The 24434-nt window shown below is 43.5% G+C and carries 20 protein-coding genes, 1 tRNA gene, 1 rRNA gene, 2 pseudogenes and 1 other annotated feature; of the genes and pseudogenes, 4 read left to right on the top strand and 20 right to left on the bottom strand.

The annotated features are described in order from the left end of the window. Nucleotides 1-9 precede the first annotated feature (9 nt). The 13 genes and pseudogenes from H525_RS0109110 to H525_RS0109055 all read right to left on the bottom strand — a co-directional run bounded on the left by H525_RS0109110 (nucleotide 10) and on the right by H525_RS0109055 (nucleotide 12513). On the bottom strand, nucleotides 10-1365 hold the full coding sequence (locus H525_RS0109110; RefSeq protein WP_035100498.1) for a 2-oxo acid dehydrogenase subunit E2: 1356 nt from the start codon (nucleotides 1363-1365) through the stop codon (nucleotides 10-12). Nucleotides 1366-1414: 49 nt separating this feature from the next. Then, nucleotides 1415-2434: an alpha-ketoacid dehydrogenase subunit beta gene (locus H525_RS0109105; protein ID WP_027415950.1), complete on the bottom strand. Its 1020-nt coding sequence runs from the start codon at nucleotides 2432-2434 to the stop codon at nucleotides 1415-1417. A 43-nt stretch (nucleotides 2435-2477) separates the two neighbouring features. After that, nucleotides 2478-3464 (bottom strand): thiamine pyrophosphate-dependent dehydrogenase E1 component subunit alpha, encoded by a 987-nt coding sequence (locus tag H525_RS0109100; RefSeq protein WP_027415949.1) that lies wholly within the window; start codon nucleotides 3462-3464, stop codon nucleotides 2478-2480. Nucleotides 3465-3671: 207 nt separating this feature from the next. Next, a complete protein-coding gene (locus tag H525_RS0109095) occupies nucleotides 3672-5630 on the bottom strand; it encodes a sigma-54-dependent Fis family transcriptional regulator (protein WP_342664281.1) in 1959 nt (652 codons plus the stop codon). A 271-nt stretch (nucleotides 5631-5901) separates the two neighbouring features. Next, a complete protein-coding gene (locus H525_RS23430; RefSeq protein WP_051330921.1) occupies nucleotides 5902-6378 on the bottom strand; it encodes a phosphotransferase in 477 nt (158 codons plus the stop codon). A gap of 108 nt (nucleotides 6379-6486) precedes the next feature. Further along, entirely contained in the window at nucleotides 6487-7719 is a 1233-nt protein-coding gene (locus H525_RS0109085; RefSeq protein WP_027415947.1) for a sensor histidine kinase, read from the bottom strand. Nucleotides 7720-7722: 3 nt separating this feature from the next. Continuing rightward, nucleotides 7723-8400: a response regulator transcription factor gene (locus tag H525_RS0109080; RefSeq protein ID WP_027415946.1), complete on the bottom strand. Its 678-nt coding sequence runs from the start codon at nucleotides 8398-8400 to the stop codon at nucleotides 7723-7725. Nucleotides 8401-8541: 141 nt separating this feature from the next. After that, nucleotides 8542-8720: pseudogene (locus H525_RS26165) on the bottom strand (NAD-dependent epimerase/dehydratase family protein); the annotation flags it as partial. Then, nucleotides 8678-8803 carry an NAD-dependent epimerase/dehydratase family protein gene (locus tag H525_RS26160; protein WP_081413318.1) on the bottom strand — a complete coding sequence of 42 codons (126 nt, stop codon included), beginning with the start codon at nucleotides 8801-8803 and terminating at the stop codon, nucleotides 8678-8680. The gene H525_RS26160 and the pseudogene H525_RS26165, both read right to left, overlap by 43 nt. A 2-nt stretch (nucleotides 8804-8805) precedes the next feature. Then, a pseudogene (locus tag H525_RS29435) lies at nucleotides 8806-9105 on the bottom strand (sugar phosphate nucleotidyltransferase); the annotation flags it as partial. Then, nucleotides 9102-9506: a GtrA family protein gene (locus H525_RS0109065; RefSeq protein WP_027415945.1), complete on the bottom strand. Its 405-nt coding sequence runs from the start codon at nucleotides 9504-9506 to the stop codon at nucleotides 9102-9104. The pseudogene H525_RS29435 and the gene H525_RS0109065, both read right to left, overlap by 4 nt. After that, nucleotides 9499-10476, bottom strand: a complete 978-nt coding sequence (locus tag H525_RS0109060) for a glycosyltransferase family 2 protein (protein ID WP_027415944.1) — start codon at nucleotides 10474-10476, stop codon at nucleotides 9499-9501. The genes H525_RS0109065 and H525_RS0109060 overlap by 8 nt, the downstream gene beginning before the upstream one ends. 24 nt (nucleotides 10477-10500) lie before the next feature. Beyond that, the gene (locus tag H525_RS0109055; protein WP_027415943.1) at nucleotides 10501-12513 is read right to left on the bottom strand and encodes a glycosyltransferase family 39 protein; all 2013 of its coding nucleotides are present in this window, start codon (nucleotides 12511-12513) and stop codon (nucleotides 10501-10503) included. Nucleotides 12514-12962: 449 nt separating this feature from the next. Here H525_RS0109055 and H525_RS0109050 point away from each other — a divergent pair, with 449 nt between their 5' ends. Next, nucleotides 12963-13586 carry a hypothetical protein gene (locus H525_RS0109050; protein WP_155837207.1) on the top strand — a complete coding sequence of 208 codons (624 nt, stop codon included), beginning with the start codon at nucleotides 12963-12965 and terminating at the stop codon, nucleotides 13584-13586. A 501-nt stretch (nucleotides 13587-14087) separates the two neighbouring features. Here H525_RS0109050 and H525_RS0109040 read toward each other — a convergent pair. Then, nucleotides 14088-14163, bottom strand: a tRNA-Arg gene (locus tag H525_RS0109040). Nucleotides 14164-14383: 220 nt separating this feature from the next. Between H525_RS0109040 and scpC the strand changes: the two genes are divergently transcribed. Both scpC and H525_RS26155 read left to right on the top strand, forming a co-directional pair. Beyond that, a complete protein-coding gene (scpC, locus tag H525_RS23420) occupies nucleotides 14384-15934 on the top strand; it encodes a succinyl-CoA:acetate CoA-transferase ScpC (protein WP_051330920.1) in 1551 nt (516 codons plus the stop codon). A 55-nt stretch (nucleotides 15935-15989) separates the two neighbouring features. Beyond that, the gene (locus H525_RS26155; protein WP_081413316.1) at nucleotides 15990-16646 is read left to right on the top strand and encodes a thiamine pyrophosphate-dependent enzyme; all 657 of its coding nucleotides are present in this window, start codon (nucleotides 15990-15992) and stop codon (nucleotides 16644-16646) included. Here the strand turns inward: H525_RS26155 and serS are convergent. From serS to guaB, 5 genes are all read right to left on the bottom strand, one after another. Beyond that, nucleotides 16559-17842, bottom strand: a complete 1284-nt coding sequence (gene serS / locus H525_RS0109030) for a serine--tRNA ligase (RefSeq protein WP_027415941.1) — start codon at nucleotides 17840-17842, stop codon at nucleotides 16559-16561. The genes H525_RS26155 and serS overlap by 88 nt on opposite strands. 62 nt (nucleotides 17843-17904) lie before the next feature. Next, nucleotides 17905-18108, bottom strand: a binding site (T-box leader). A 185-nt stretch (nucleotides 18109-18293) separates the two neighbouring features. Further along, nucleotides 18294-18881 (bottom strand): pyridoxal 5'-phosphate synthase glutaminase subunit PdxT, encoded by a 588-nt coding sequence (gene pdxT / locus H525_RS0109020; protein WP_027415939.1) that lies wholly within the window; start codon nucleotides 18879-18881, stop codon nucleotides 18294-18296. A 2-nt stretch (nucleotides 18882-18883) separates the two neighbouring features. Next, nucleotides 18884-19768 carry a pyridoxal 5'-phosphate synthase lyase subunit PdxS gene (pdxS, locus tag H525_RS0109015; RefSeq protein ID WP_027415938.1) on the bottom strand — a complete coding sequence of 295 codons (885 nt, stop codon included), beginning with the start codon at nucleotides 19766-19768 and terminating at the stop codon, nucleotides 18884-18886. Nucleotides 19769-19886: 118 nt separating this feature from the next. After that, nucleotides 19887-21212, bottom strand: coding sequence for a D-alanyl-D-alanine carboxypeptidase family protein (locus tag H525_RS0109010; RefSeq protein WP_245590438.1), 1326 nt, complete (start codon nucleotides 21210-21212; stop codon nucleotides 19887-19889). A 121-nt stretch (nucleotides 21213-21333) separates the two neighbouring features. Beyond that, nucleotides 21334-22800, bottom strand: a complete 1467-nt coding sequence (guaB, locus tag H525_RS0109005; protein ID WP_027415936.1) for an IMP dehydrogenase — start codon at nucleotides 22798-22800, stop codon at nucleotides 21334-21336. Between the two features lie 199 nt (nucleotides 22801-22999). Between guaB and H525_RS0109000 the strand changes: the two genes are divergently transcribed. Then, complete coding sequence (locus H525_RS0109000) at nucleotides 23000-24052, top strand: YaaC family protein (RefSeq protein WP_162142488.1); 1053 nt, start codon at nucleotides 23000-23002, stop codon at nucleotides 24050-24052. Between the two features lie 172 nt (nucleotides 24053-24224). Here the strand turns inward: H525_RS0109000 and H525_RS0108995 are convergent. After that, nucleotides 24225-24434: ribosomal RNA gene (locus tag H525_RS0108995) — 23S ribosomal RNA — on the bottom strand; the annotation flags it as partial.

Here is a 24434-nt window from a genome sequence, read left to right as displayed (position 1 = left end):
CGTTTCCTCCTACACTATCAGTTGATAAGGATTTTCCAGTACATCTTTTACCGTCTGGAGGAACTCGGCAGCTGGCGCTCCGTCGATCACGCGATGGTCAAAAGAAAGGCTGAGGGTCATCATTGGCCGAAGTTCGATCCTTCCCTCTACGCCTGTAGGCTTCTCGTGAATCCGTCCTACCCCCAAAATAGCGCTTTCCGGCTGATTGATGATCGGAGTGAAAGCGTCAATCGCATACATTCCGAGATTGCTAATCGTAAACGTTCCTCCCGACATGTCATCTGGCATAAGCTTGTTTTCCCTAGCCAGCCCTACCAGCCTCTTGCAGTCCTCAACGAGATCGGACAATCCTTTTCTATTCGTATGTTTGACGACAGGTACGACCAATCCATTCGGCACAGCTACGGCGAGGCCGATATTGATATCCCGATGCAAGACGATATAGTCGCCCTGAAGGGAGGCATTGACTTTTGGATGCAGCATAAGCCCATGGGAAACTGCCTTCATGATAATCTCCGTGTAAGACAGGCGCTGCCCGTCCTTTTTCTCGATGACAGGCAACAGTGTCTTTCTCATCTCGATAGAGACGCTCATATCGACTTCTGTCACTAGCGTCACATGCGGTGCGGTAAAGGCGCTCTCGACCATGCGGTGCGCAATGACGCGGCGCGCTCCCTCCACTTTAATCCTATCGTCTGTCCCCTGCGCAAGCTGCGTACTATCTGAGCCTTCGAGGCTGCTGAGAACGTCTGCTTTACGTACCTTTCCCTGGATACCGGTACCGGCAATTGTATCGAGTGGGATTCCTTCCACATCGGCTATTTTCTTCGCCAAAGGCGTTGCGTTAGCACCGGTGTGAAGGGCCAAAGCATCTGGTTTTACTTGCTCTTTTATTGTTTCCTGCCCGGATACGACATCATTACCCGCTGCTGCCCTTACATCCTCTTCCGTAACCCTGCCTTTAGGGCCCGAGCCTTGAATCGATGCGAGATCGACTTTCAACTCCTGAGCTAATCGCCGAACAAATGGAGAAGCTTGTACAAAGGAATTGGTCCTCTTCTCTTCCGGTTTGCCTTTTACCGTTGTTACTTGTTCCTGTACAGAAGAGGAAGCCGCCACCTCTTTTTGGGATCCGAGATGCTCCTCCATCTCTTCAATTACAGCAAGCACATGACCTTCAGCGACAACATCGCCACGTTTGGCGTTAATGGTTGCCAACCGGCCGCTGACCGGCGCTTCCACTTCGGATACTGCCTTTTCGGTCTGGACTTCGACAAGAACATCTCCTTTCTTTACCAAATCCCCCTCCGATTTGTGCCAGAAAACAATTAAACTTTCTACTTTTTCTTCTGTAATTCTGGGCATGACGAAAGAATACACCAAATCTCCCTCCTATCGCTGGAACTGTATGATTTTATTCGTTTATTAAATCCAAAACCGTTTCGATAATTTTGGCGGGGCTCGGAAGAATAAACTGCTCTAATGGCCTGCTGTACGGAATTGGAACATCTGGTACTGCCAAGCGGCGAATAGGTGCCGCTAGATCATACAGCGCGTGCTCGGCAACGACGGCGGATACCTCCGCAGTCATCCCGTAAGACAGATAGTCTTCGTCGACAATAACCAACCGGTGCGTCTTTTTAACCGATTGGATAATGGTTTCCTTATCCAACGGTACCAGTGATCTTAAATCAATGACTTCAGCCTCGATCCCCTGTTCCGCCAGCTTCTGCGCTGCCTCTAAAGCATAATGAAGTGTCATCTGAAGCCCAACAACGGTGACATCGCTTCCCTCTCGAATAATATTGGCCTTCCCTAACGGTACCGTGTAAGCCTCGGAAGGAACATGCCCCAGGGAGGCATCGATTTGATCCATCCATCCTAGTCCCTGTAACGACTTATGGAACATAAACAGGACGGGATTATCATCGCGAATGGCGGAAATCATCATCCCTTTTAAATCGTAAGGAGTGGAAGGGGCCACCACCTTCATTCCCGGCAAGTGAGCGAATGTCGCGTATAACGTTTGTGAATGCTGGGCTGCGTCATTATAACCTCCTCCTACTGCCGTCATCAAAACCATAGGAAGCTTTACATTTCCCCCAGACATATAGGGGATTTTCGCCATATGGTTATAGATTTGATCCATGCAGACGCCGAAAAAATCTACAAACATTAATTCAGCAATCGGGCGCATACCCTCTGCTGCTGCACCGATTGCAGCGCCAATGAATGCGGTTTCAGATATTGGCGTATCGAGTACACGCGTGGATCCGAATTTATCAAGCAACCCTTCTGTAGAACCAAAAATCCCGCCGTATTTACCCACGTCTTCTCCCAGTACAAACACGTTCGGGTCTCTTTCCATTTCTAAAGCAATCCCTTCAGCCATCGCCTTATTCCCTGTCAGCAATCGTTTTTCCGTCGTTTTCATCTACACCATTCCTTTCTACTAGAATTCTCTGTCACTACTTTTCTTAGGCAAATACGTCTTGCAAGGCATCTTGAGGAGCGGGATAAGCACTCTCTCTGGAAAATGTATAGGCATCATCGACAGCCTTTTTTGCACGGGTTTGCATCAGTTCAATATCATCTTTGCTTACAGCACCTTCCTGCAGCAGCTTTGCTTCTAACCGTCCGATCGGATCCCTCTGGCGCAGTCCAGGTACTTCCTGCTTGTCGCGGTACAGCTCGGGATCTCCCTGAAAGTGGCCAAGATACCGATCGGTTTCGATTTCAATGATGGATGGACCTTCTCCGCGTCTTGCCCTCGATACCGCTTCCTCCGAAACTCGGTACATCTCCAGCGGATCGTTATCTTTTACCAGATAACCTGGAATACCGTAAGCAGATGCCCGTAAATCATTGGAGGCTATGGCAGTGGATTGTTTCTTGGGAACGGAAATTCCATACGAGTTGTCTTCGATTACAACGATAAACGGTAGTTTCCATAAAGCTGCCAGATTTAGAGATTCATGAAAAGCACCGGCGTTAGCCGCCCCCTCCCCAATAAAAGCGACGGCAACCCAATCCTTCCCTTTCATTTTTGCAGCCAATGCCGCACCGACAGCATGCGGCATCCCTGCAGCAACAATTCCTCCGCAAGAAAATTTCACAGCCGGGTCAAACAAGTGCATGTGACCGCCTTTTCCTTTGCCTAAGCCCGTGACTTTGCCGAATATTTCAGCCGTCATGCGATTAAGATCGACACCTTTCGCAATAGCATGGTGGTGAGGTCGGTGCGGGGATGCGACCGTATCCTCCGGACGTAAATGTGCGCATATACCAACGGCGGCCGGTTCCTGACCCGGTGCCAGATGCATTTCTCCTGGTACCGGGCCTGAACCAATATTAAAGACAGGCTGCTTTCCTTCTGTATAAGCCTGAACCATGGTTTCCTCGTAATAGCGAATTTTGTACATCGTTTCGTACATCCACTTCATGTGATCCACTGGGATTGACATCTGAATTTCCTCCTTCACGTTTTGTTCACGTTATATCCAGAGCAAGAAGTATGCCAATAACCTTTGTCATGATCAAAAACCCCATCGCTCCTGTCCTTGTAACCCCGTCCTGGCATGATAAGCACATAATACGCAAAAAAAAAAATGTCCCACTTTGGGACACGTGTCCCATTAAACTAAAGGGACACATTGACACAAAGTGGGACACTAAGAGGATGACCGTAATCCGTACCTTTCCATTTGGCGATAAAGCGTGCTTCGGGAAATACCCAGGTGAATCGCCGCTTTTTTTAGATTTCCTCTGCACTGTTCAATGCTCCGAACCAGTGCTTGTTTTTTCATTTCTTCCTTCCATGGAAGCCTGCCTACCTGGTTTTCCAGTTGTGAACGGGACTGCAGTTCTGCCGGCAAATATTCCGGTAATAGAACCGTCCCCTGGGAGCGAAGAATGGTTCGTTCTAATACGTTTTGCAGTTCCCGTACATTTCCCGGCCAGTCATACGCCTCCAGTTGCTGCATGAGTTCAGGAGAAATTTCCTCGATATTCCTGTTCAGCCTCTTGCTAAGCTTTTGGCAGAAACTTCTGGCAAGCAGATGAATATCCTCCTTACGTTGATGCAGCGCCGGAATCTTAATAGGCATCACATTCAAGCGGTAAAACAAGTCTTCCCTAAAATGACCTTTTCTCAATTCCTCTTCTAAATCCTTATTGGTCGCAGCTATGATTCGGACATCCACCGGAATCACCCGATGTCCGCCCATACGAATCACTTCCCGATTTTGTAAGACCCGTAAGAGAAGGACCTGCATTTCCAAAGACATCTCTCCTATTTCATCAAGAAATAGGGTTCCTCCGTCCGCCAACTCGAATTTTCCGGCACTGCCTCCTTTCCTCGCTCCGGTAAAGGCTCCTTCAACATAACCGAACAGTTCGCTGCCAAGCAAATCTCTAGGAACGGCACCGCAATTGATCGCAATAAAAGGTTTATGGCTTCGTTCACTTTCCTGGTGTATGGCCTGGGCAAAAAGATCCTTTCCGGTTCCGCTTTTTCCCATCAACAGCACCGTACTGTCCGAGCGAGCCGCTAATCTGGCTTCTTTTATACACTCCACGAAAAGCGGGTGAGAGCCGATGATATCTGAAAAGGTAACCTTAGCCTGACTCCCTGTAATTTGATTAACAAATTTACGGACACTCTTAATTTCCTTTAAGGAAATCATTGACCCCATCCATTCTCCATTCGGATGATAAATCGGCTTAACATGCAGCAAACATGGGACGAACTGCCCGCTGTCCGCCTGTTTTACATTTACTTCTTCGTGGATGGTCTTTGGATTGTCCAATGCCTTTTCCAGTATCGTTTCCCCTTCAAATAAGATGTCCAGCGTATGTCCAACAATTTGCGATTCACTTCGTCCTGATAATCGGAGCAGACTGTTGTTCGCTTTTAGTATCAATCCTTGTTGATTGGTGATTAGAACACCATCCGTCATTGTATTGATGGTGGCTACTATATAACTTTGCATGACCTCGTTTTTCCTTGATTTATCGATCAATTTTAGTTGCTGTTCGATCGCCTGAACAGCCGAAACAACCATTCCCAGAGTATGAGAATGAACTTGCTCAAACGGTCCGGACATGTTCAAGACACCAATAAGCTTTCCCGAAGGGTCATGGATAGGAGCTGCTGAGCACGTCCAGCTTTGGCATATTTGGGTAAAATGCTCGGCACCACAAATCTGAACAGGCTGGTTCAATTTGAGACAGGTTCCAATTGCATTGGTTCCCATCGATTCTTCACTCCAATCGGCCCCTTCCACGAAATCGATACTCCTTGCATGCTCCAGCGGCTCTTCGTCCCCGATCACCTTTATCAAGAAACCGTTTTCATTACAGAGAATGACAAGAAATCCGGAACCCTTTACAAAAGAGTATAAACTCTCCATAACAGACAGGGAAATGGAAAAAAATTCGTCGTTCTCCTTTTTTATCTGCTTAAGCTGTGAACACGTTAAGATTCGTTTCCCCTTTTTTTGAAAAGGATCGACTTCATAAAATAGAGAGCGCTGCCAGGATTCTTTGACTAACGGATCCAACTTTGGGTCAATCTTTTTAACATAGATCAGCCTTTTCCACATTTCTTCCAGTTGTTTTCGATCCTTCAAAACAACACCCCATTTGCTTCCATTTTTAAATTGGCTGCTTTACTTACACTTGAGCTTGGTATTTCCTGCTTGCATAAGGAAGTTATTTGAAAAGATTACATGTTTCATCCCCTAACATGTAAATGTGGAACATGTCACAAACCAAACATATCACAGATATTTCTAATTATAGTTGTTATTATTGAACTTTTAAATAATTTTAAGAAAACGCTTTATTGTGCGTGGATTCGAACATAAAAATATAGCGAAAGCGAGCCTCATCGCATTCTAATTACTCCCTATGCATGTAGTTATCAAAATCCTTCAAAAAGCCGGAAATGTACCGCTCGTTTTTCAATGATTTTTCCAGTTTATGTTCGATAAGCCGCCTGCGCTTCTGACCTGCTTTCTCGTATGAAGCAAGCAGTTTGCATGCTTTATAGGGAAATTGAAGCCAAATTTTCAGCAAATCATATTCAATGCTTGCAAGCTTTGAAACCGTTTGATATCCGTCAAGAATCGCACGCGCGTTGATGAACCCCCATCCTTCACGTTTACAGGTGAGACGAATCAGGCGAAACAGGTCATAGATACGTAATTCAACACGTAATGTCTCAAAATCAATCAGATAATTCCCCTGGTTAGTTAGGACAAAATTTTTTGGGCCGCTATCTCCATGACAGAGCGTACCCTTTTTGGCTGCTTTCCGGCAGAATGAGGGATAATTGGTTTCATTCAATACATTTAAAGCGGTCTCCGCTCTTTTCATTAGCCAGTCTCCATGTGTTTGCAGCAGTTGGTTAAGGGCAGTGCTGTATTTATTTTGGTTAGCTCGTGCTCCTTTAGTGGAGATCGTTGTTTTTTCGCCGGCAAACGTTTATATCAATTTACGCTTTGAAAAAAGAATGTCAAAGCGAGTCCCTTCTCCCAGTTTACTTTGCACTTTTACTTTTCCATGATGTTTTTCAATAATCCATGCTGCAATGGAAAGTCCCAATCCTAAACTTTCAGATTTTTTCCTGGATTTATCCACCTGATAAAAACGATTGAAAATATGCGGAATATCCGCTTCTTTTATTCCCATACCGTTGTCTTCAACCGTAATACCAATATGATTCTTTGTTTCATAACAAGAAAGTGTAATTTTTCCATCTTCATTGCTTGTGTATTTCATCGCATTATCCAGTAAAATGACCATCAATTGATGAATTCTATCCTTATCGCCTATCAAAGTAATACGAGGACCACTTAGTAAACAGATTTCTTTTCCTTGATAGGCTGCTACTTCCGAATAGTGTTCTGCAATTTCTGCTAGTAACTTATCTAAAGAAAATTCTTTTTTTTCTATTTCCACTTCGTTTGAGTCTGATCGTGCCAAAGTTAAAAGGTTGCCTACCAGTTTAGACAAGCGGCGACACTCTCCAAAAATAGTAGAGATATGAACAATTTTTTCTTCAATCTTGGCGGACGGAGTCTGAAGCAATAACTCGGTTCTTGATTGGATAACCGCCAAAGGTGTGCGTAGCTCATGAGAGGCGTCTGAAACAAATTGCTGTTGTTTATCCCATGCCTTTTTAATAGGACGTAATGCTCTTTCTGCTAGAAAGAACCCGGCAATAATGGCGAAAATGCTCCCAATACCACAACCCGCAGCCATTATAATTAATAACATACTAAGCGTGGATTTTTCAGCATTTATATTTCGTATAAATTGAAGTTTTACAGGTTGTCCTTGGAACTCTATTAATATTGTATCAGTGCGAAAATAAAAATTATCAATTTTTATATCTTGTAACGTTTGAAACGATTTAGGAATGAGGAGAGATTCATGTTGTTTAAAGAAATCCATTTGCGGTGGAGCATGAGGAGGATCAATAATCTTGTTATCCTTAGTCCATACTAATACTGTAATCCGCGGATCTCTCGGTGGAACTTCTAAGCCAGGGATTGGACCTTCATTGTGTTCTATGGACAGTAGTAAAGACCTATCTACATCTGAATATAGATTTTGCCGCACAAAAGCATAAATAATGCTTCCCAATATGCCAATAAGCAAAATAAAGACTAACGAATTTAGAATAGTAAGCTTAATCCGTGTTTTATGAAACATTCTCTACTCCCTGACCTCTTTGAGCATATATCCAATGCCACGAATATTTTGTATATCTTTATAGTACCCATATTTCTCAAGCTTTTTTCTTATCTGGTGAATATACACTTCTACAATGGTGATTGTTGTATCAGAGTCGAATCCCCAAACTCGGTCATATATCTGTTCCTTGGTTAAGATTTTACCATTGTTTTGGATTAGATATTCTAAGAGTTCATATTGTTTGATCGTAAGCCTTTCAGGAGTCCCTTCTACTTTAATTTCCTGTTCCTTGCCAAACAATTCAATTCCCTTGTAGCGGATCATATGATCCATGGTTAAATTACCACTTCTTCTCAGCAAAGCACGAATTCTGGCTTTTAATTCAGGCACCTGAAACGGCTTTACGATATAGTCATCTCCTCCAATCTCTAATCCGGTTACCCGATCTTCTAAACCATCTTTTGCTGTAATGAATAACACTGGGGTTGTAATACGTTCCGAACGTATACGGCGAAGGATTTCAAATCCATCTATTCCTGGAAGCATCACATCTAATAAAATCGCATCATAAATATTTTGAAGAGCTAAAAACAGTCCTTCTTCACCGTCAGTTGCACACTGTGTTTCATATTCCTCACATAACATCAGATGCATAGATTCTAATAGTGCTTCGTTATCTTCTACAATTAATATTCGCAAGATCCTTACCCCATTTTTTATATGATAGCAGATTAATGTGTAGCGAGGGACCGTTATCTGTTTATGTAGTTCCGATATGATACTACTCAAATATCCGCCAGGATGCATATTGTGCCACTGCCAAGCACTTTCAAAAATTGTAGCTTTAATATGAGCATTAGCTAAATCTAACACATGAATGTAATCCCGATACATGTACCATCTGCGGTAGGGTAATCATCTCCAAAGATTGAAATGCATTCTCTTTGTCCTAAAGCCGTCTGTAGGACAATCGGAATCAAATGACTTTCAGGTTTATGGTCTTCTCCCAAAGCACCACTACTTCCGTACCTTGCTTCATTAACTCCTGTACGGTGTGGCTTCCGATATAACCGGCGCCTCCTGTGACAAGTACTGGATTCATACTCTTATCTCCTCCATCGTTTGGCGTTTTAGTAGATCATTCAGATACATGAGAAGTTCGGGGTGTAGCTCATCCCGTTTTAATCCCATTTCTATAGAAGCTTTCATGTAACCTAGTTTATCTCCAATGTCATAGCGATCTCCTATTAACCTTTCGATCCCGGCTTGAACCGCTTCTTCGACGATATATTGTACGGCAGGTTTATCCACAATGGGCAGCATTTCTTTTGGTTGGGCCTTTGTTGCTGGTAAAAATCGAGTGCCTAACCCAGCTACCGGTATGACGGCCTTTTTTATTTTCATATTTGTTCCCCTCTTTCTTTTGGCTCTACAAACACCCAGTTACGGGTGCCCATAAAATTTACAACAATTCCGACGGCAGTGGCAAAACATTTACTGATCAACATCGGCCAACCAGCAAACTGAATGAGCACAACTAAAAAGCCTGATGTAACCACTAACGTGATGATATTTACACATAGAAACTTTCCAATCTCTTGCCGGTTGATCCTAGCGTTACGTTTAAACGTCCAAGATCGATTAAAAAGAAAACTGTTCAACACCCCACAACCATACGATAAACATTGAGCAGCAATATAAGAGGTACCCAAATTCTTTAAAATGGCAAACAAACTAAAATCAATGCCCGTGTTAATAATCCCTACGATTCCGAATTTGAGTAGGGTATAAAGCTTTTTAACCATGTTTGACACTATGCGGTACCTTTCTGGGTTTTGTTTCGATCCCATGAGATTCACGCACAATGTACAAGGGTCGATCTTTGGTTTCATCATATATACGACCGATATACTCTCCTATAACGCCAAGAATAATAAGAACCACTCCACCGAAGAGCAACTGGATGATAATTACGGATGCCCAGCCTGCTACTGTGCTATTGGTAAATAATTTTAAATACAATACGACCAGCATGTAGATAAACCCTGCGAAAGAAACCAGTCCTCCAGCGTAGCTGGCAAGTTTTAATGGTTTATAAGAAAAGGACGTCATCCCATCCATAGATAGCTTTAACATTTTTTTCAACGGGTACTTGGTTTCACCGGCCAACCGTTCATCCCGTATATACTCAACGGCAGTTTGCCGAAACCCTACCCAGCTTACTAACCCACGAACAAAGCGGTTTTTTTCCGGAATTCGTTTCATTTCATCGCACACTTTTCTATCAATTAAGCGAAAGTCTCCTGTATCAAGCGGAATATCCACATCTGTAGAAGCACGTAACAAACGATAAAAGAGCGAGGCTGTTTGCTTTTTAAAAAACGTTTCTCCCTTACGGTGGGTGCGCTTGGCATAAACAACCTCGTATCCCTCTTTCCATTTTTCAATCATCTGAAGTATAAGTTCTGGAGGATCTTGTAAATCTGCATCAATGACAATGATCGCCTGTCCGGATGCATAGTCCATACCTGCAGTAATGGCAATTTGATGGCCAAAGTTGCGTGAAAAATCAATGAGTTTAACCGTTCGATCTCTCACCCCATATTTTTTTATAATGGGGGCCGTTTGGTCACGGCTCCCATCATTTACAAACAGAAGTTCATAAACTTCTCCTGTGCTGTCCATCACACGCTTAATCCGTTTATATGTTTCATCAATCACTGCTTCTTCGTTATAGACCGGAATGATGACGGAGTAGACTATCTGTTTTAACATATTATAGCCCCCTGATATAATATATTATCCTTTATACATATACAGCTTGGTTCCACCGTTCCTATCAAATGGCTGTTTCGTGTCCGTGTTTTGCCAGGACTGCCATTCACTGCTTGGAATTTCTGTGCAATTCTTTTGAATCCAATCACTTACATTCTGGTTGCCGCGGGATCTTTGTGAAATGAGGAAATACTTTACTTCCCCGGCCCTTGTCATTTGTGCAAGCTTTTGCGATGTCACAGCAGGGTCACTTCCCTGAAAGCCTCCCATTGCCATCACCGCATAGTTGCTGTTTAACATAATGGAATTAGCTGACTGTGTGTCTTCTGTGGCCAGTATAAATTTTTCACCTTTATAATTCTTTTCTAAATAGCTTAGTAGTTTTGAATCCACGTTTCTACCCATCATCCCGCCGCTCATCTGACCCGGACCTCTCATACCAGTCGGTGCCTTAGCACCTGGCGGGTTTCCTCCCGGTCCTCTGCCCATCATACCTTGTTTATTTGTGTCCGGCCCTGCGATTGGCGTCATGCTATTCCCACCGTGTATCACGGTATATAGACCCCAGTAAGCAGGGAATATGAGGAGAGTAATCATTCCGGCTACCGAAATGTAATACGCTATTTTGCCTCGCGTACGCATCGCAGCTAACAAAGCGAACATTAGCAGCCCAAGGAAACCAGCAACCCCGATCCATACTGCTGAGACAGCCGTTTTGTTTTCATACAAAATGAGAGCTTCAAACAAGAAGGTTCCTAATATTGAAGTGGGTAATAGCCAAATGACCCATCCTTGTTGTTCTTTATATAAATCCCATAGGGTCGTCCATCCGATTCCTACTAAAGCAGCGATGGCAGGCCCCATCATACTCAAATAATATTGGTGAAAAAAAACTGCAATACTAAAAAACACCATCATCGGCAGAAGCCATGCCAGCCAAAAAATCGCAAATTGATGTTGGATGGTAAACATGCGTGTTCTACGAAACGATACAATCAGACCCACTATCGCAAACAGGATAAATGGCATTAGCCAGCTGATTTGTCCCGACAACTCTTTCGAAAACAGCCGTGCTACGCCAGGAGTTCCTGTTCCGAACATGCCTCCTCCCGTGCCGCCGGGACCCATTTGACCTTGTTTTGCATTATTCCCACTACCTGGAAATGGAGGTTGCCCACTTCCCGCTTGTTGTTGCATTTGTTTGTTATCTTTGGAATTTGTGTTTGACATACCTTGAGGGGGATTACCTTGACCCCTGTTTCCTGTTAAACGAGATATACCATTATATCCAAAGGCCAGTTCAAGTACAGAGTTCGTTTGACTACTGCCAATGTAGGGACGCTGATCCTTAGGTGTTAGATCTACAATGGTGGCCCATGATAGGGAGACCGATGCTAATACAACAGTTGCCAGAGTCAACTGGAGGACTCTCTTAGTCCATTTCCCTTTTGATGCAAGGAAGTAGAAAAGATAAAAAGCCGGTACTACCATATACGCCTGAAGCATTTTGATGTTAAATCCGATCCCTACAAGCAGCACACTTAACAACAACCAACTTATTTTTTGTTTTTCTACTGATTTCATTAATGACCATGTAGCAAGCAATAACGTGACAATCAAGATACTGTCTACATTATTCGTACGAACAACCGCTATAAAAATGGGCGTACATGCTAAGATTAAACTTGATAACAAACCTGCTTTACGACCAAATTTAGGCTTAACAATCACATACATAAGCCATACAGATACCACACCTGCAAGTGCCTCCGGTAAAAGGACACTAAAATCACTGAATCCAAACAGATAAGCACTGAGTGTTTGAATCCATAACGCCACAGGAGGTTTATCTACCGTAATAAAACCCACCGGGTCAAACGATGCATAGAAAAACGCATGAAAATTTGTCAGCATACTTTTAACCGCTACGGTGTAATACGAATTCGTTCCCGCTTCTTTCAATCGATAGAAATTCAGGAAAAAGGACAAAACAATAATCCCAACTAATAAGAAGTCCACCCTACCTTTGAACCTCATTTTCATATAGCATTTCTACTCCTTTAAAATTATTTGCCATTTTGCCAGCTGTTTTAGAACCTAGACTTCACCTTTCCGCCAACCTCTCAACAAGACAATACTGAGTATAAAGAACAATACTTAATTTATACTTAACTGCTTCTCCAGTAGAGGCAGCACCAAAATATATGTTTCCGCGCTTGTACCTGTACTAGCAGCGAATAAACCACTCGCTCAGCCAAGAATTCCTAATGATAAAGCACCTGTCATGACATAACCAAAAATTTTTTTATTCATCTGATACAACTCCTCTTAAATGTATGGAAACTAGTTCCACTGTTTCCTTAGGACTGATTATGCAAAACAAAACTTAAAAAAGACTTAACGGTTTATTTGTAATAATTAAGTTTTTTTTAAGTTTCATATGGTTAGATAGGGGCAAATAAGTAAAAATTAAAGGAGAAATTGATTTGAGTACAAAACTACGCGTATTTATTCCAGTTATAATGGTTACTCTAGCGAGCCTTATTTTAATCGTCTACTCTTTATATTTAACACCACATCCATCTGGGCCTCCAGAAGGAGGAAATCCTCCAAATCCACCAGCTGGGATGCCCCCAAAACAAAACAACGGATTTGATTTTACCCTTCTAGGCAACATCGCGATTGCATGTGCAGCTGTGAGCTATTGGTGGTTTTTATTTAAGACAAAACTTAGCTCCCCATCCAAACCGTTAAAGAAGGTAGTAAAAAGGCTGTATTCCATACACACTTATACCGGTTGGTCGGCGTTAGTCTTAATTATCATACATGGAGGCTACTATTTAATAACAGACCTTCATAATTCAAAACTTTTAACAGGTGTAGCTGCCTTCTGTATCATGCTGGCACTAGCAATTTACGGGTGGTTATATAAACGTGTACGCAATAAGTTCATGCGTACTTCACATTTTATATTGAGCAACATATGGCTCTTGGCTGTGTTTATTCATGCAGGCGGATTTTTCATCGTAATGGTAGTTATTACGGTAGTTTTATGGGTAATTCTGCGTATTATGGATTCGATAAAAGACAAAAAAACATTAACTTCATAACATTTCTACGTAAGCGTAAAATAGTCCCCACCTTGTGACAGGACGGGGACTCAAGTATTCTTCTTATTAAATACACGACAGGTCAGGGGGAACGTCTGAAACCAACGCTGGATTATAGCCTGCTTGACTTCTATCGCTGCTTTAAGGAAACGAATACGAATATAAACTGTATAAGGGGACAATCCCTTTTCCTGTTGGTACTCGTCTCTTTTCCTTCCCCAGCGTTTATTTGTTATTGACGATTGACAATGGCCGAAGAACGTCTTTCCCCGATAATTCGTTTGCCACGTCTTTTTTCCGCACCTGCATTTACAGACATAATAAAAACGCCCTCCATCAGTCAGACAATTGGAAGACGTTGTATTCACGGTCTAGACGATTATTCACACGGTTTAGGCGGTACTGTTCACACGGTCTACCCTGTTTCAAGGACGAAACCGTGAACAGCTTTCGTATACCTAACGTGCGGACAAACGTTGATAAATAGCGTTTTGTTATGTATGGTGGCCCCGAGAGGAGTCGAACCTCCGACGCACGGTTTAGGAAACCGACGCTCTATCCGCTGAGCTACGGAGCCATCTAAATAACAATACTTATACATTATAATATACGTTATTAGTATTTTTCAACGTAATGTTGCTTATTCCGATTTTTTCACTTCAATCAGAAAAAAACTGCTTTATAGTCTAATTTTCTTTATTACCAAAAAAGACTGTTATTTATTTACCGGGATGATACTGTATTAATACAGATGTATAAATAACACAAATAATAATACAGTTAATTGAGGTGTGTACATGCTTACCAACCGCATTCGAAACAAGAGGCTCCTTGAACGGATTGTATCAAAAGAACAGGCCGCGACATGGATTTCGCATGGCATGACGATTGGTTTTAGCGGGTTTACTTCTTCGGGTGATGCGAAGACCATGCCAGAGGCTATTGCCGAACGAGCAAAGGTGATGAGGGAACCATTCAACATTAATGTTTATACTGGAGCCTCTGTTTCTCCCGCTATTGATGCCCTGCTCTCAGCGGCAGGTGTCGTGCACAAGCGCTTGCCTTTTCAATCTGACCCGACAATGCGCAGCTCTATAAACATGGGAAAAGTTCAATATATCGACCAACATTTATCCGACACAGCCGATCAAATCAGAACCCTTGCGCTTCCGCAAGTTGATATCGCCATTGTTGAAGCGCTTTGCGTAACCGAGGAAGGCTACATTGTACCAACAACCTCCTGTGGGAACACCCCGATTTTTATCCAGAATGCCAAAGAGATTATTGTCGAAATCAATCTCGCCCAGCCGCTTTCACTTGAAGGATTGCATGATATTTATGATCCGGGAATGCCGGGAAACCGCCCTCCGATTCCGCTTATCAAAGCCGATCAACGCATCGGGACAACCTATATTAAAACTAATCCCGGGAAAATACGTGGTATCGTCATCACTCACTGCCCCGACACACCAAAGAATTTAATACAACCAGATGAGGACACAAAAGCGATTGCTTCCCATCTGCTAGCCTTTTTACGGCAAGAGATGAGAAAAGGAACTCTGCCTTGCCCACTTCCACCTCTTCAGTCAGGTGTAGGGTCAGTAGCCAACGCTGTTTTTCATGGGTTTATGCAGGCTGAATTTACGGATCTGCAGATCTATTCAGAGGTACTCCAGGATTCCGTGTTTGACCTGTTGGATGCTGGAAAAGTAAAATCGGCCTCCGGCGGAGCCCTTACGCTTTCCGCAGAAAAGATGGAGCATGTGTTGGCTAACATGGACCATTACCGTGACAAAGTGATCCTGCGGCCGCAGGAGATGACAAACAATCCGGAACTGATTCGCCGGCTCGGTTTAATCGCAATCAATACAGCACTGGAAGTGGATGTGTACGGAAATGTAAATTCAACCCATATACTTGGCAGTAAAATGATGAACGGGATTGGTGGCGCTGGTGATTTTACCCGCAATGCCCGAATCAGTATCTTTGTGACAAAATCAACGGCCCGGGATGGACGCATCTCCAGTATTGTTCCTTTCGCTTCCCATGTTGATCATACTGAGCACGACGTAGCAGTCGTTATAACAGAAAACGGAGTAGCTGATTTACGAGGACTAGCCCCACGTGAGCGCGCCCTTTCTCTGATCTATCAATGCGCACACCCCGTATACCGGGAACAGCTTCTTTCCTATTTCACTGAAGCCTGTCAGCGTGGAGGGCACACCCCACACGTGCTGGAAAAAGCATTATCCTGGCATTCTCATTATCGTGAGTACGATACCATGCTAATGACAGCTCCAACCGATACTGTTCACGAAGCCACCCCGCACTCATTGCTGAACCAGTAGGCTATCACGATGCAAGAATGCTTGACCAAGGTAAACACACGAATTTTATCAGGTAATGAAATCATTTTCCCCTAAATCATATAAAATTCATGTCAATATTTATCCGGCTGAATTAAATAAAAATATTGAAGTAGACTTTCCTGTTACAAGAGACATTCAAACTGTTTTATCTGAGGTACAAAACAAACTTATCAGAGGAAATACAAAGGAATGGATTTCTACGGTTGCCTCCTGGCATAAAAATGTTCCACGGTTTGATACATCATTCTCTGCTTTAAAACCTCAGAAGGTGATTCAAATCCTTACCTCCGCAGGACTTGGCACGATGGGCTACGGGCTTCCCGCCGCGATTGGAGCCTCCCTTGCTTCCCCGGGACGCCAGGTCGTTTGCATTAGCGGGGATGGAAGTTTACAGATGAACTTGCAGGAATTAATGACAGCGGTAGATTTCCAACTTCCAATAAAAATTACTACATGCTGTAGCGATACCGCTTTTCTCAATCTATATCTTATCAACATAAAAAAGGCAGCCATTTTATCCGTAAACGGCTGCCTTTTTCAGATCCATGTGATTGTATGTTTATATAATTGTTATGTCCAGGCCAATGTTACGTTCATTTACAGTTACACCTTTTTCTCAATCTTCTCCAAACCGCCCATATATGGACGAAGAGCTTCAGGAATGAGTACACTTCCATCTTCCTGCTGGTAGTTTTCAAGAATGGCAGCCATCGTACGACCGACTGCCAACCCGGATCCGTTTAACGTATGGATGAATTCAGGCTTTGATTTCGGATCCCGGCGGAAGCGGATACCTGCACGGCGAGCCTGAAAGTCCTCAAAGTTACTGCAGGAGGAAATTTCCCGGTACGTTTCATAGCTTGGGATCCATACTTCAATGTCATATTTCTTAGCCGCTGTGAAGCCAAGGTCACCCGTACACATATTCAACACACGGTAGGGCAGGTTCAATAACTGAAGAACTCTCTCCGCATTCTGGACAAGGCTTTCCAGTTCATCATATGAAGTCTCCGGCTTAACAAATTTCACAAGCTCAACCTTATTAAATTGGTGCTGGCGAATCAGTCCCCGCGTATCCCGTCCGGCTGAACCGGCCTCCGAACGGAAGCATGCACTATAAGCGGCATAACGAATCGGCAAGATATCCCCAGAAATGATTTCATCGCGGTGATAGTTTGTTACAGGCACTTCCGCTGTAGGGATTAAAAAGTAATCCGTATCCGCTAACTTGAACGCATCTTCCTCAAACTTCGGCAGCTGCCCTGTCCCGGTCATACTTTCCCGGTTTACAATATAAGGAGGGAGAATCTCTTCATATCCATGCTGCATCGTATGGAGATCAAGCATGTAGTTAATAAGGGCACGTTCCATTTTAGCGCCAAGCCCCTTGTAAAATACAAAGCGGCTCCCCGTGACTTTCGCCGCACCTTCAAAGTCGAGAATACCGAGCTCGGTTGCAATCTCCCAGTGCGGCCTAGGCTCAAAGGTAAATGAGGTTGGTTCACCCCAGTGGCGAATCGGAACATTTTCTTCTTCCGTTAATCCTATCGGCACACTTTCATGAGGTACGTTTGGAATACCGAGCATAATTTGCTGGATTTCCTCTTCCATCTCACGGATTTTCTCGTCGTATGTTTTTATGCTGGCAGAAACATATTTCATCTCTGCAATCAACCCGCTCGCATCCTGCTTTTCTTTTTTCAGGCGCGCGATTTCGTCGGATACTACATTTCGTTTATTTTTAAGCTGCTCACTTTCTGTGAGCAGCTTTCTGTACTCTATGTCTAATTCAGCGAATTTATCAATTTCATTAAGTTTTTCGCCACGATTTTCTAATGCTTTTTTTATCGTGTCAAAATTAGCGCGCAGTCGTTTTACATCTAACATTGCTCTTAATTCCTCCCAAATAATTGTAACTAACGCCGAACAATAAAAAAATCCCCTCCCTTATCAGGGACGAGACATAACCCGTGTTGCCACCCTACTTCAGCATACCTCCAAGCATGCTCTCTTATCATGATAACGGATGATCCGAACCGACTCTTCGCCGGCAGCTCAGAGAGGGATTTAGCAGCCTGTCCGATCGATTTGCACCACCCATCGACTCTCTGGACGAACAAAAACTGCATACTTGTTCTCATCAATGCCTTTTATGGATTTGTAAATCCTTTACTTATTCACTACTTTACTATAGATACACGTAATATGCAAAACCTATCTTTATTTTAGTAAAACTCAAAGCACCCGTGTCGAATACTGCAATAAATTCCCGTTTCACGTGAAACGTTGAAGGAAAAAAAGAGCACCTTGGCAGATGCTCTTTTTGCTTAGAAGCCATTTATCTCACTTTTTGTCCACGATATTCCCGTACCATCTCAAGAAAATACTTATGCATTCTTGCATCGTCCGTTAATTCCGGATGAAAAGAAGCGCATAACAGATGATCCTGCCTTGCTGCTACGATTTCGTCATTATAGGTTGAAAGAATATCCACGTTTTCCCCGACACCAAGAATAAGTGGAGCCCGAATAAACACAGCGGGGAATTCATCGGTGATTCCCTTCAGTGAAAGATTCGTCTCAAAACTTTCGCGCTGCCGGCCAAAAGCATTGCGCTGCACCTTCATATTCATGAAACCGAGGTGAACCCAATCCTGTTCGGCAATTTCATTGGCGAGAAGAATCAAGCCGGCACATGTTCCGAAAATAGGTTTTTTCTGTTCATAAAAGTCTTTGAGAGCCGTATCAAATCCATATTCTCTCATTAACTTTCCCATGGTTGTACTTTCTCCGCCCGGTAAGACAAGGCCTTCCACTTCATCGAGCTGTGATACTTTTTTGATTGCGATAGCTTCCGCACCCGCTTTTTCCAGCATCCTGATGTGTTCCGATACGGCCCCCTGTAAAGCAAGTACCCCTATTTTCATAGTTACCAACCACGCACAGCCATACGCTCGTTTTCAAGCAGAGAGGTTACATCAATACCCTTCATAGCTGTTCCAAGATTCTTGGACAGTTCACCAATTAACGCATAGTCTTCATAATGAGTTGTGGCCTGTACAATCGCACGGGCGAATTTTTCAGGATTATCCGATTTAAAGATACCTGAACCAACAAATACCCCGTCCGAACCTAGATGCATCATGAGCGCTGCGTCGGCAGGTGTAGCAACCCCGCCTGCGGCAAAGTTTACAACCGGTAATTTGCCGTGTTCATGCACATACTTTAATAATTCAATGGGAGCTCCAATGTTTTTTGCTTCAGCCATCAACTCGTCAGCAGACATGCTGGAAACTTTGCGAATCTGGCTTTGCATCATGCGCTGGTGGCGAACCGCTTCGACAATATTTCCTGTTCCCGGTTCTCCTTTTGTCCGAATCATAGAAGCACCTTCTCCAATGCGGCGAAGAGCCTCACCGAGATCACGGGCACCGCACACGAAAGGAACGGTAAAGTCGTTTTTATTAATATGAAAAACTTCATCAGCAGGTGTTAACACTTCAGATTCATCAATGTAATCTACGCCGAGAGCTTCAAGCACTTTAGCTTCAACAAAGTGACCGATACGGGCTTTTGCCATAACAGGGATGGATACAGCCTCCATTACCTGTTCTACGATTGTCGGGTCGGCCATCCGGGCTACACCACCGGCGGCACGAATATCAGCTGGAACGCGTTCCAGAGCCATAACCGCTACTGCACCGGCAGCTTCCGCAATTTTTGCCTGTTCAGCGTTGACCACATCCATAATAACGCCGCCCTTTTGCATCTCAGCCATTCCGCGTTTTACACGAGTTGTTCCTTGATCTGCCATCTTTTATAATCCCCCTACCGATTATTCTGAAATGTACAAAACAACATAATCAATAAAACAATAGTACATCAAAACCATGAAAAAAGACAACAAAGCTTTCTGCATAAAGCTTCTTTCACTATATCCAACTTTTAATCATATGGCCAAGACCGGAAAATAAACTTCCAATGAAATGGGTAAAAGAGCGGAACGCCAGGCGAATCCAACTTCCTTTATCAACTGAATCTTGGGCAACTAGAGTGCCGCCTGCTGTTTGCTGGTCCGCCGGAGTCAGAAAATCATCAGGCTGTCCATTCAAACCCACCACATTAATTGTACCTAAAGGTTGTCCTTTTTGAACAGGCGCGTCAACAGTCTTCAACGTGCCTTTCAGCTTGTAGGCTTGTTCTTCTCCACGTTTAACCGGGTATACAACATCTTTACCGGCTACTGCATTCACCACAGTATCCTGGCCATTTTGCACCGTGGCTTGTTCGCTTCCTTTAACAACTTGACCCTTATGTGCAAGAGGCTGCATTGTGTACGTACTGAAGCCGTAATCCAGAAGCTTTCTCGTCTCTCCAAATCGACTGAGGAACGTATCTGTTCCCATAACAACGGTGATAAGGCGGACATTTCCACGTTGAGCCGTTCCTGTAAAGCAATACTTTGCTTCATTAGTGTGCCCTGTTTTCAGCCCGTCTACACCCTGATAGTAGCTGACAAGTCCAGGCAGCATCCAGTTCCAGTTGTCCATCCGGAACGGACGCGGCGAAACCCGAAACATTTTTTTAGGAATCGATGTCGTTTGGAGCACTTCCGGGTAGTCGGTGATGAGACGTTTTGCCATAATCGCACAATCACGTGCGGACATCATGTTATCTCCACCTGTTGCCGGAGGTGCGTATTGACCCAATTCGTTAACAGGAAAGCCTGTCGATGTTGCAAAATGAGATTGCGTCATGCCAAATAATTTTGCTTTATCATTCATTGCTTTGACAAAATTCGCTTCCGAACCTGCAACAGCTTCAGCCAGCAGGACCGTCGCATCGTTGGCAGAATAAATTGCCATCGCCTCATAAAGCTCTTTTACCGTATGTTTTTCTCCCACTGCCAGCAAAACAGCCGATGAAGAACCGCCGGCTTTAGCAATGAATGCCGCATATTCGTCAGCTGGGATTACCTGATCCCACGAAATTTTATGGTTTTTAATGGCCTCCAAAACCAGATACTCCGTCATCATTTTTGTCATACTAGCCGGTGGGAAAGCTTGATTTTCATTGTATTTGTAAAGGATTTTACCTGTTGTGGCTTCAACCAGTATAGCCGATTTCACATTGAGATTAAGACCAGGACTGGCGGCCTGAACTTCCCCGGTTTTAATTGAAAAAACAGGGATGGAAAATAATAAGAATGCCATCAAAATTGCGAGTATTTTATTTGTTTTTGTATTCGGTATGACCAAACTCCCGCACCTCCATGCATATTTTACAACACATTTGATTCTACCATATAACATAGAAAAAGACAGGGTGTTTCTACCCTGTCCTAAGACCATCTTTTATCACTGATTCTCAAATCATTTTCTAAGAAAGTGAATAGTTGGGTGCTTCTTTAGTAATCTGGACATCGTGTGGGTGGCTCTCCTTTAACCCGGCATTTGTGATGCGGATAAACTGGGCTTTCGTATGAAGTTCCACAATATTTTTCGTGCCGCAGTAACCCATTCCTGCACGCAGGCCCCCGATCAGTTGATATACTGTGTCGGCAAGCGGCCCTTTGTATGGAACACGACCTTCAATGCCTTCCGGTACAAGCTTTTTCTCGCTCTCATTTTCCTGGAAATAACGGTCCTTACTTCCTTCTTTCATAGCAGCTAGAGAGCCCATACCCCGGTATACTTTAAAACGGCGGCCCTGATAAATTTCCGACTCACCGGGACTTTCTTCACATCCCGCAAATAAGCTGCCAATCATGATCGCTGAAGCGCCGGCGGCCAACGCTTTCGGAATATCCCCGGAATACTTGATTCCTCCGTCCGCAATAATCGGCACATTGTATTGTCTGGCAACAGCGGCACAGTCATAAATGGCAGTAATTTGCGGAACACCAATCCCGGCTACAACACGGGTTGTACAAATCGACCCTGGTCCAATCCCTACTTTAACCACAGATGCACCGGCTTCGATTAGATCCTTCGTCGCTTCACCCGTAGCAACGTTACCGGCAACAATCGTAAGTTCAGGATATTTAGTGCGAATTTCTTTAACAGCGTCAAGAACGTTTTGGTGATGACCATGGGCGGTATCGATAACCAGACAGTCTACACCCACCCGTACAAGAGCTTCAGCCCGTTCAAATGTATCTTTGGTAACGCCGACTGCCGCTCCACACAAAAGCCGGCCGTGCTGGTCCTTTGCGCCGTTCGGAAATTGAATAGCTTTCTCAATATCTTTAATCGTGATAAGTCCTTTTAGTACGTTTTCTTCATCAACAAGGGGCAGTTTTTCAATTTTATAACGTTGAAGAATTAATTCGGCTTCCTTAAGTGTGGTACCTACCGGAGCCGTCACGAGATTCTCCTTCGTCATCACGTCCTGAATAGGGGCAGAGTAATCATGGACAAAGCGCATGTCACGATTTGTGATAATACCAACCAATCTATTGTTCTCGTCGACAATTGGAACTCCGGAAATGCGGTATTTTGACATCAATTTTTCCGCTTCCGATACAGGTTGGTTTGCATGGAGAAAGAACGGATTGGTAATAACGCCGGATTCGGAACGTTTTACCCTGTCGACCTCTTCCGCCTGCTGATCGATATTCATGTTCTTATGGATAATTCCTATTCCACCTTGGCGTGCCATTGCAATGGCTAACGCTGACTCAGTTACCGTATCCATCCCGGCGCTTATGAGCGGAATGTTTAATTGGACTTTATCACTTAGCCTGGTGGAGACGTTCACATCACGCGGTAATACTTCGGATTTTCCCGGAATCAGTAAAACATCATCAAACGTTAAGCCTTCTTTGCCAAATTTATTTTCCCACACAAGTATTACCTTCCCTTTCCAATTTTTACTTTTCCTCAGTAACATGTTCATGATATTATCGAAAGTTTATCAAATGGCTTATTTTACTGTCAAGAAACCAGATATATTGTTCGGTTTTATTGGACATAATAAAGGAAAAATAGTTAATATAAACCTTAAATTTAACTATTTAACGAATATTCAGAGAGGGGAGACAGATTTGTTTCGAACTGTTCACATCATTCCGTGCGAGAATCCATACGAAAAAATGTGGGATAGCTTTCTATATTTTGAAAGTGAGCCAACAACGAAACAATTCCTTTTTCGGATTTACGAACATACGCACCATAAAAAGGGCATGGTTTATGCCTTCCAAAACACATCAAAATTTATTTATTATGTAAAGCAGGCCCGTCAGTATTATATAGCTGCCGTGAACAGCGATATCCTGGTTCGCCCCCTTCTCCTTTACTACGGGATGGTTAGTTTGCTTAAAGCGTATGTATTAACACAGGATCCCGACTATCCGTCCCATTCGAAAGTGCTTCAGCACGGAGTGACCAGCCGAAAAATCAAAAAAAGCCGATATTCGTTTGCAGAAGAAGAAGTGAAAATTCAAAAAGAAGGGTTGCTCCCCTATGTCCACTCCTTTTTAAGCAAAGAAACGCTGTCTGATAAATATCTCATCCAGGACTTGCTGTCACTCATTCCGGAACTTCAACTAGCGTATCAAAAATTATATAACAAAAGCTCCCTTATCAATGTTTCCCTATCTTCTGATTACGATTTCCGCCACCAGACAACCGTTTTTTATTTACCTGATCGTATCCTTGATGCCGCACACTTAACGTATACAAGTTTCATTCACTATATCAACCGTTTTAACGAGGGGAGTTCTTTTGTATCTGCTTCTTCTCATAAAGCACCACACGGGTTAGTATGCTTTGAATGGACCCACCCCTCAGGCAATCATGTAGCAGAAAATGGAAACGGATTTGAAAACAGTTTGTTTACTCAGGATTACAAAGGAAATTTTTATTTTAAAATAAATAACGAAAAAAAACTCCATGAAATTACCAACCACTATATTGTCATGTACGTACTTGGGATGCTCTGCCGCTATGAAACGGAGCGATGGGGAGAAATTATCTTTTCTTTCGCTTCCGAAGATATGTATATCATTCATGAATTTCTAACGGTATCATGCCGCAAGTTCCCCAATCTCCTGTATGACCTTCTCCTCGGAGAGCGCCATATTTTTCAGGCTACATAAATACAAAAAGTAAAGGCTCTCATTTTGTTGATGAGAGCCTTTACTTTTTGTATTTACATTTGTTCATGCCACTTTCAGATTTGAACCTGAAAATAGTTATACCTTGAAAACTGAATCAGAAAAAACATTGCGCTTTGTATGGAAAGATCATGTTGTTCACGTTGTATAGTATTGGGTTAAGCCCTCGACCGATTAGTATTCGTCAGCTCCATGCGTTGCCGCACGTCCACCCCGAACCTATCTACCTCATCATCTATAAGGGGTCTTACCAGCTTGTGCTGTGGGAAATCTCATCTTGAGGGGGGCTTCACGCTTAGATGCTTTCAGCGCTTATCCCGGCCGCACATAGCTACCCAGCGATGCTCCTGGCGGAACAACTGGT

Origin of the sequence: Aneurinibacillus terranovensis DSM 18919, from assembly GCF_000430625.1 — a bacterium.
Classification (GTDB): Bacteria; Bacillota; Bacilli; order Aneurinibacillales; family Aneurinibacillaceae; genus Aneurinibacillus_B; species Aneurinibacillus_B terranovensis.
This window is presented reverse-complemented; position numbering and strand designations above follow the sequence as displayed.

Bases quoted from the DNA above. Each gene is read 5' to 3' on its own strand.
- H525_RS0109110 (WP_035100498.1), bottom strand. From the start codon at position 1,365: ATGCCCAGAATTACAGAAGAAAAAGTAGAAAGTTTAATTGTTTTCTGG.
- H525_RS0109105 (WP_027415950.1), bottom strand. From the start codon at position 2,434: ATGAAAACGACGGAAAAACGATTGCTGACAGGGAATAAGGCGATGGCT.
- H525_RS0109100 (WP_027415949.1), bottom strand. From the start codon at position 3,464: ATGTCAATCCCAGTGGATCACATGAAGTGGATGTACGAAACGATGTAC.
- H525_RS23430 (WP_051330921.1), bottom strand. From the start codon at position 6,378: ATGAAAAGAGCGGAGACCGCTTTAAATGTATTGAATGAAACCAATTAT.
- H525_RS0109085 (WP_027415947.1), bottom strand. From the start codon at position 7,719: ATGTTTCATAAAACACGGATTAAGCTTACTATTCTAAATTCGTTAGTC.
- H525_RS26160 (WP_081413318.1), bottom strand. From the start codon at position 8,803: ATGAATCCAGTACTTGTCACAGGAGGCGCCGGTTATATCGGAAGCCAC.
- H525_RS0109065 (WP_027415945.1), bottom strand. From the start codon at position 9,506: ATGGTTAAAAAGCTTTATACCCTACTCAAATTCGGAATCGTAGGGATT.
- H525_RS0109060 (WP_027415944.1), bottom strand. From the start codon at position 10,476: ATGTTAAAACAGATAGTCTACTCCGTCATCATTCCGGTCTATAACGAA.
- H525_RS0109055 (WP_027415943.1), bottom strand. From the start codon at position 12,513: ATGAGGTTCAAAGGTAGGGTGGACTTCTTATTAGTTGGGATTATTGTT.
- scpC (WP_051330920.1), top strand. From the start codon at position 14,384: ATGCTTACCAACCGCATTCGAAACAAGAGGCTCCTTGAACGGATTGTA.
- H525_RS26155 (WP_081413316.1), top strand. From the start codon at position 15,990: ATGAAATCATTTTCCCCTAAATCATATAAAATTCATGTCAATATTTAT.
- serS (WP_027415941.1), bottom strand. From the start codon at position 17,842: ATGTTAGATGTAAAACGACTGCGCGCTAATTTTGACACGATAAAAAAA.
- pdxT (WP_027415939.1), bottom strand. From the start codon at position 18,881: ATGAAAATAGGGGTACTTGCTTTACAGGGGGCCGTATCGGAACACATC.
- pdxS (WP_027415938.1), bottom strand. From the start codon at position 19,768: ATGGCAGATCAAGGAACAACTCGTGTAAAACGCGGAATGGCTGAGATG.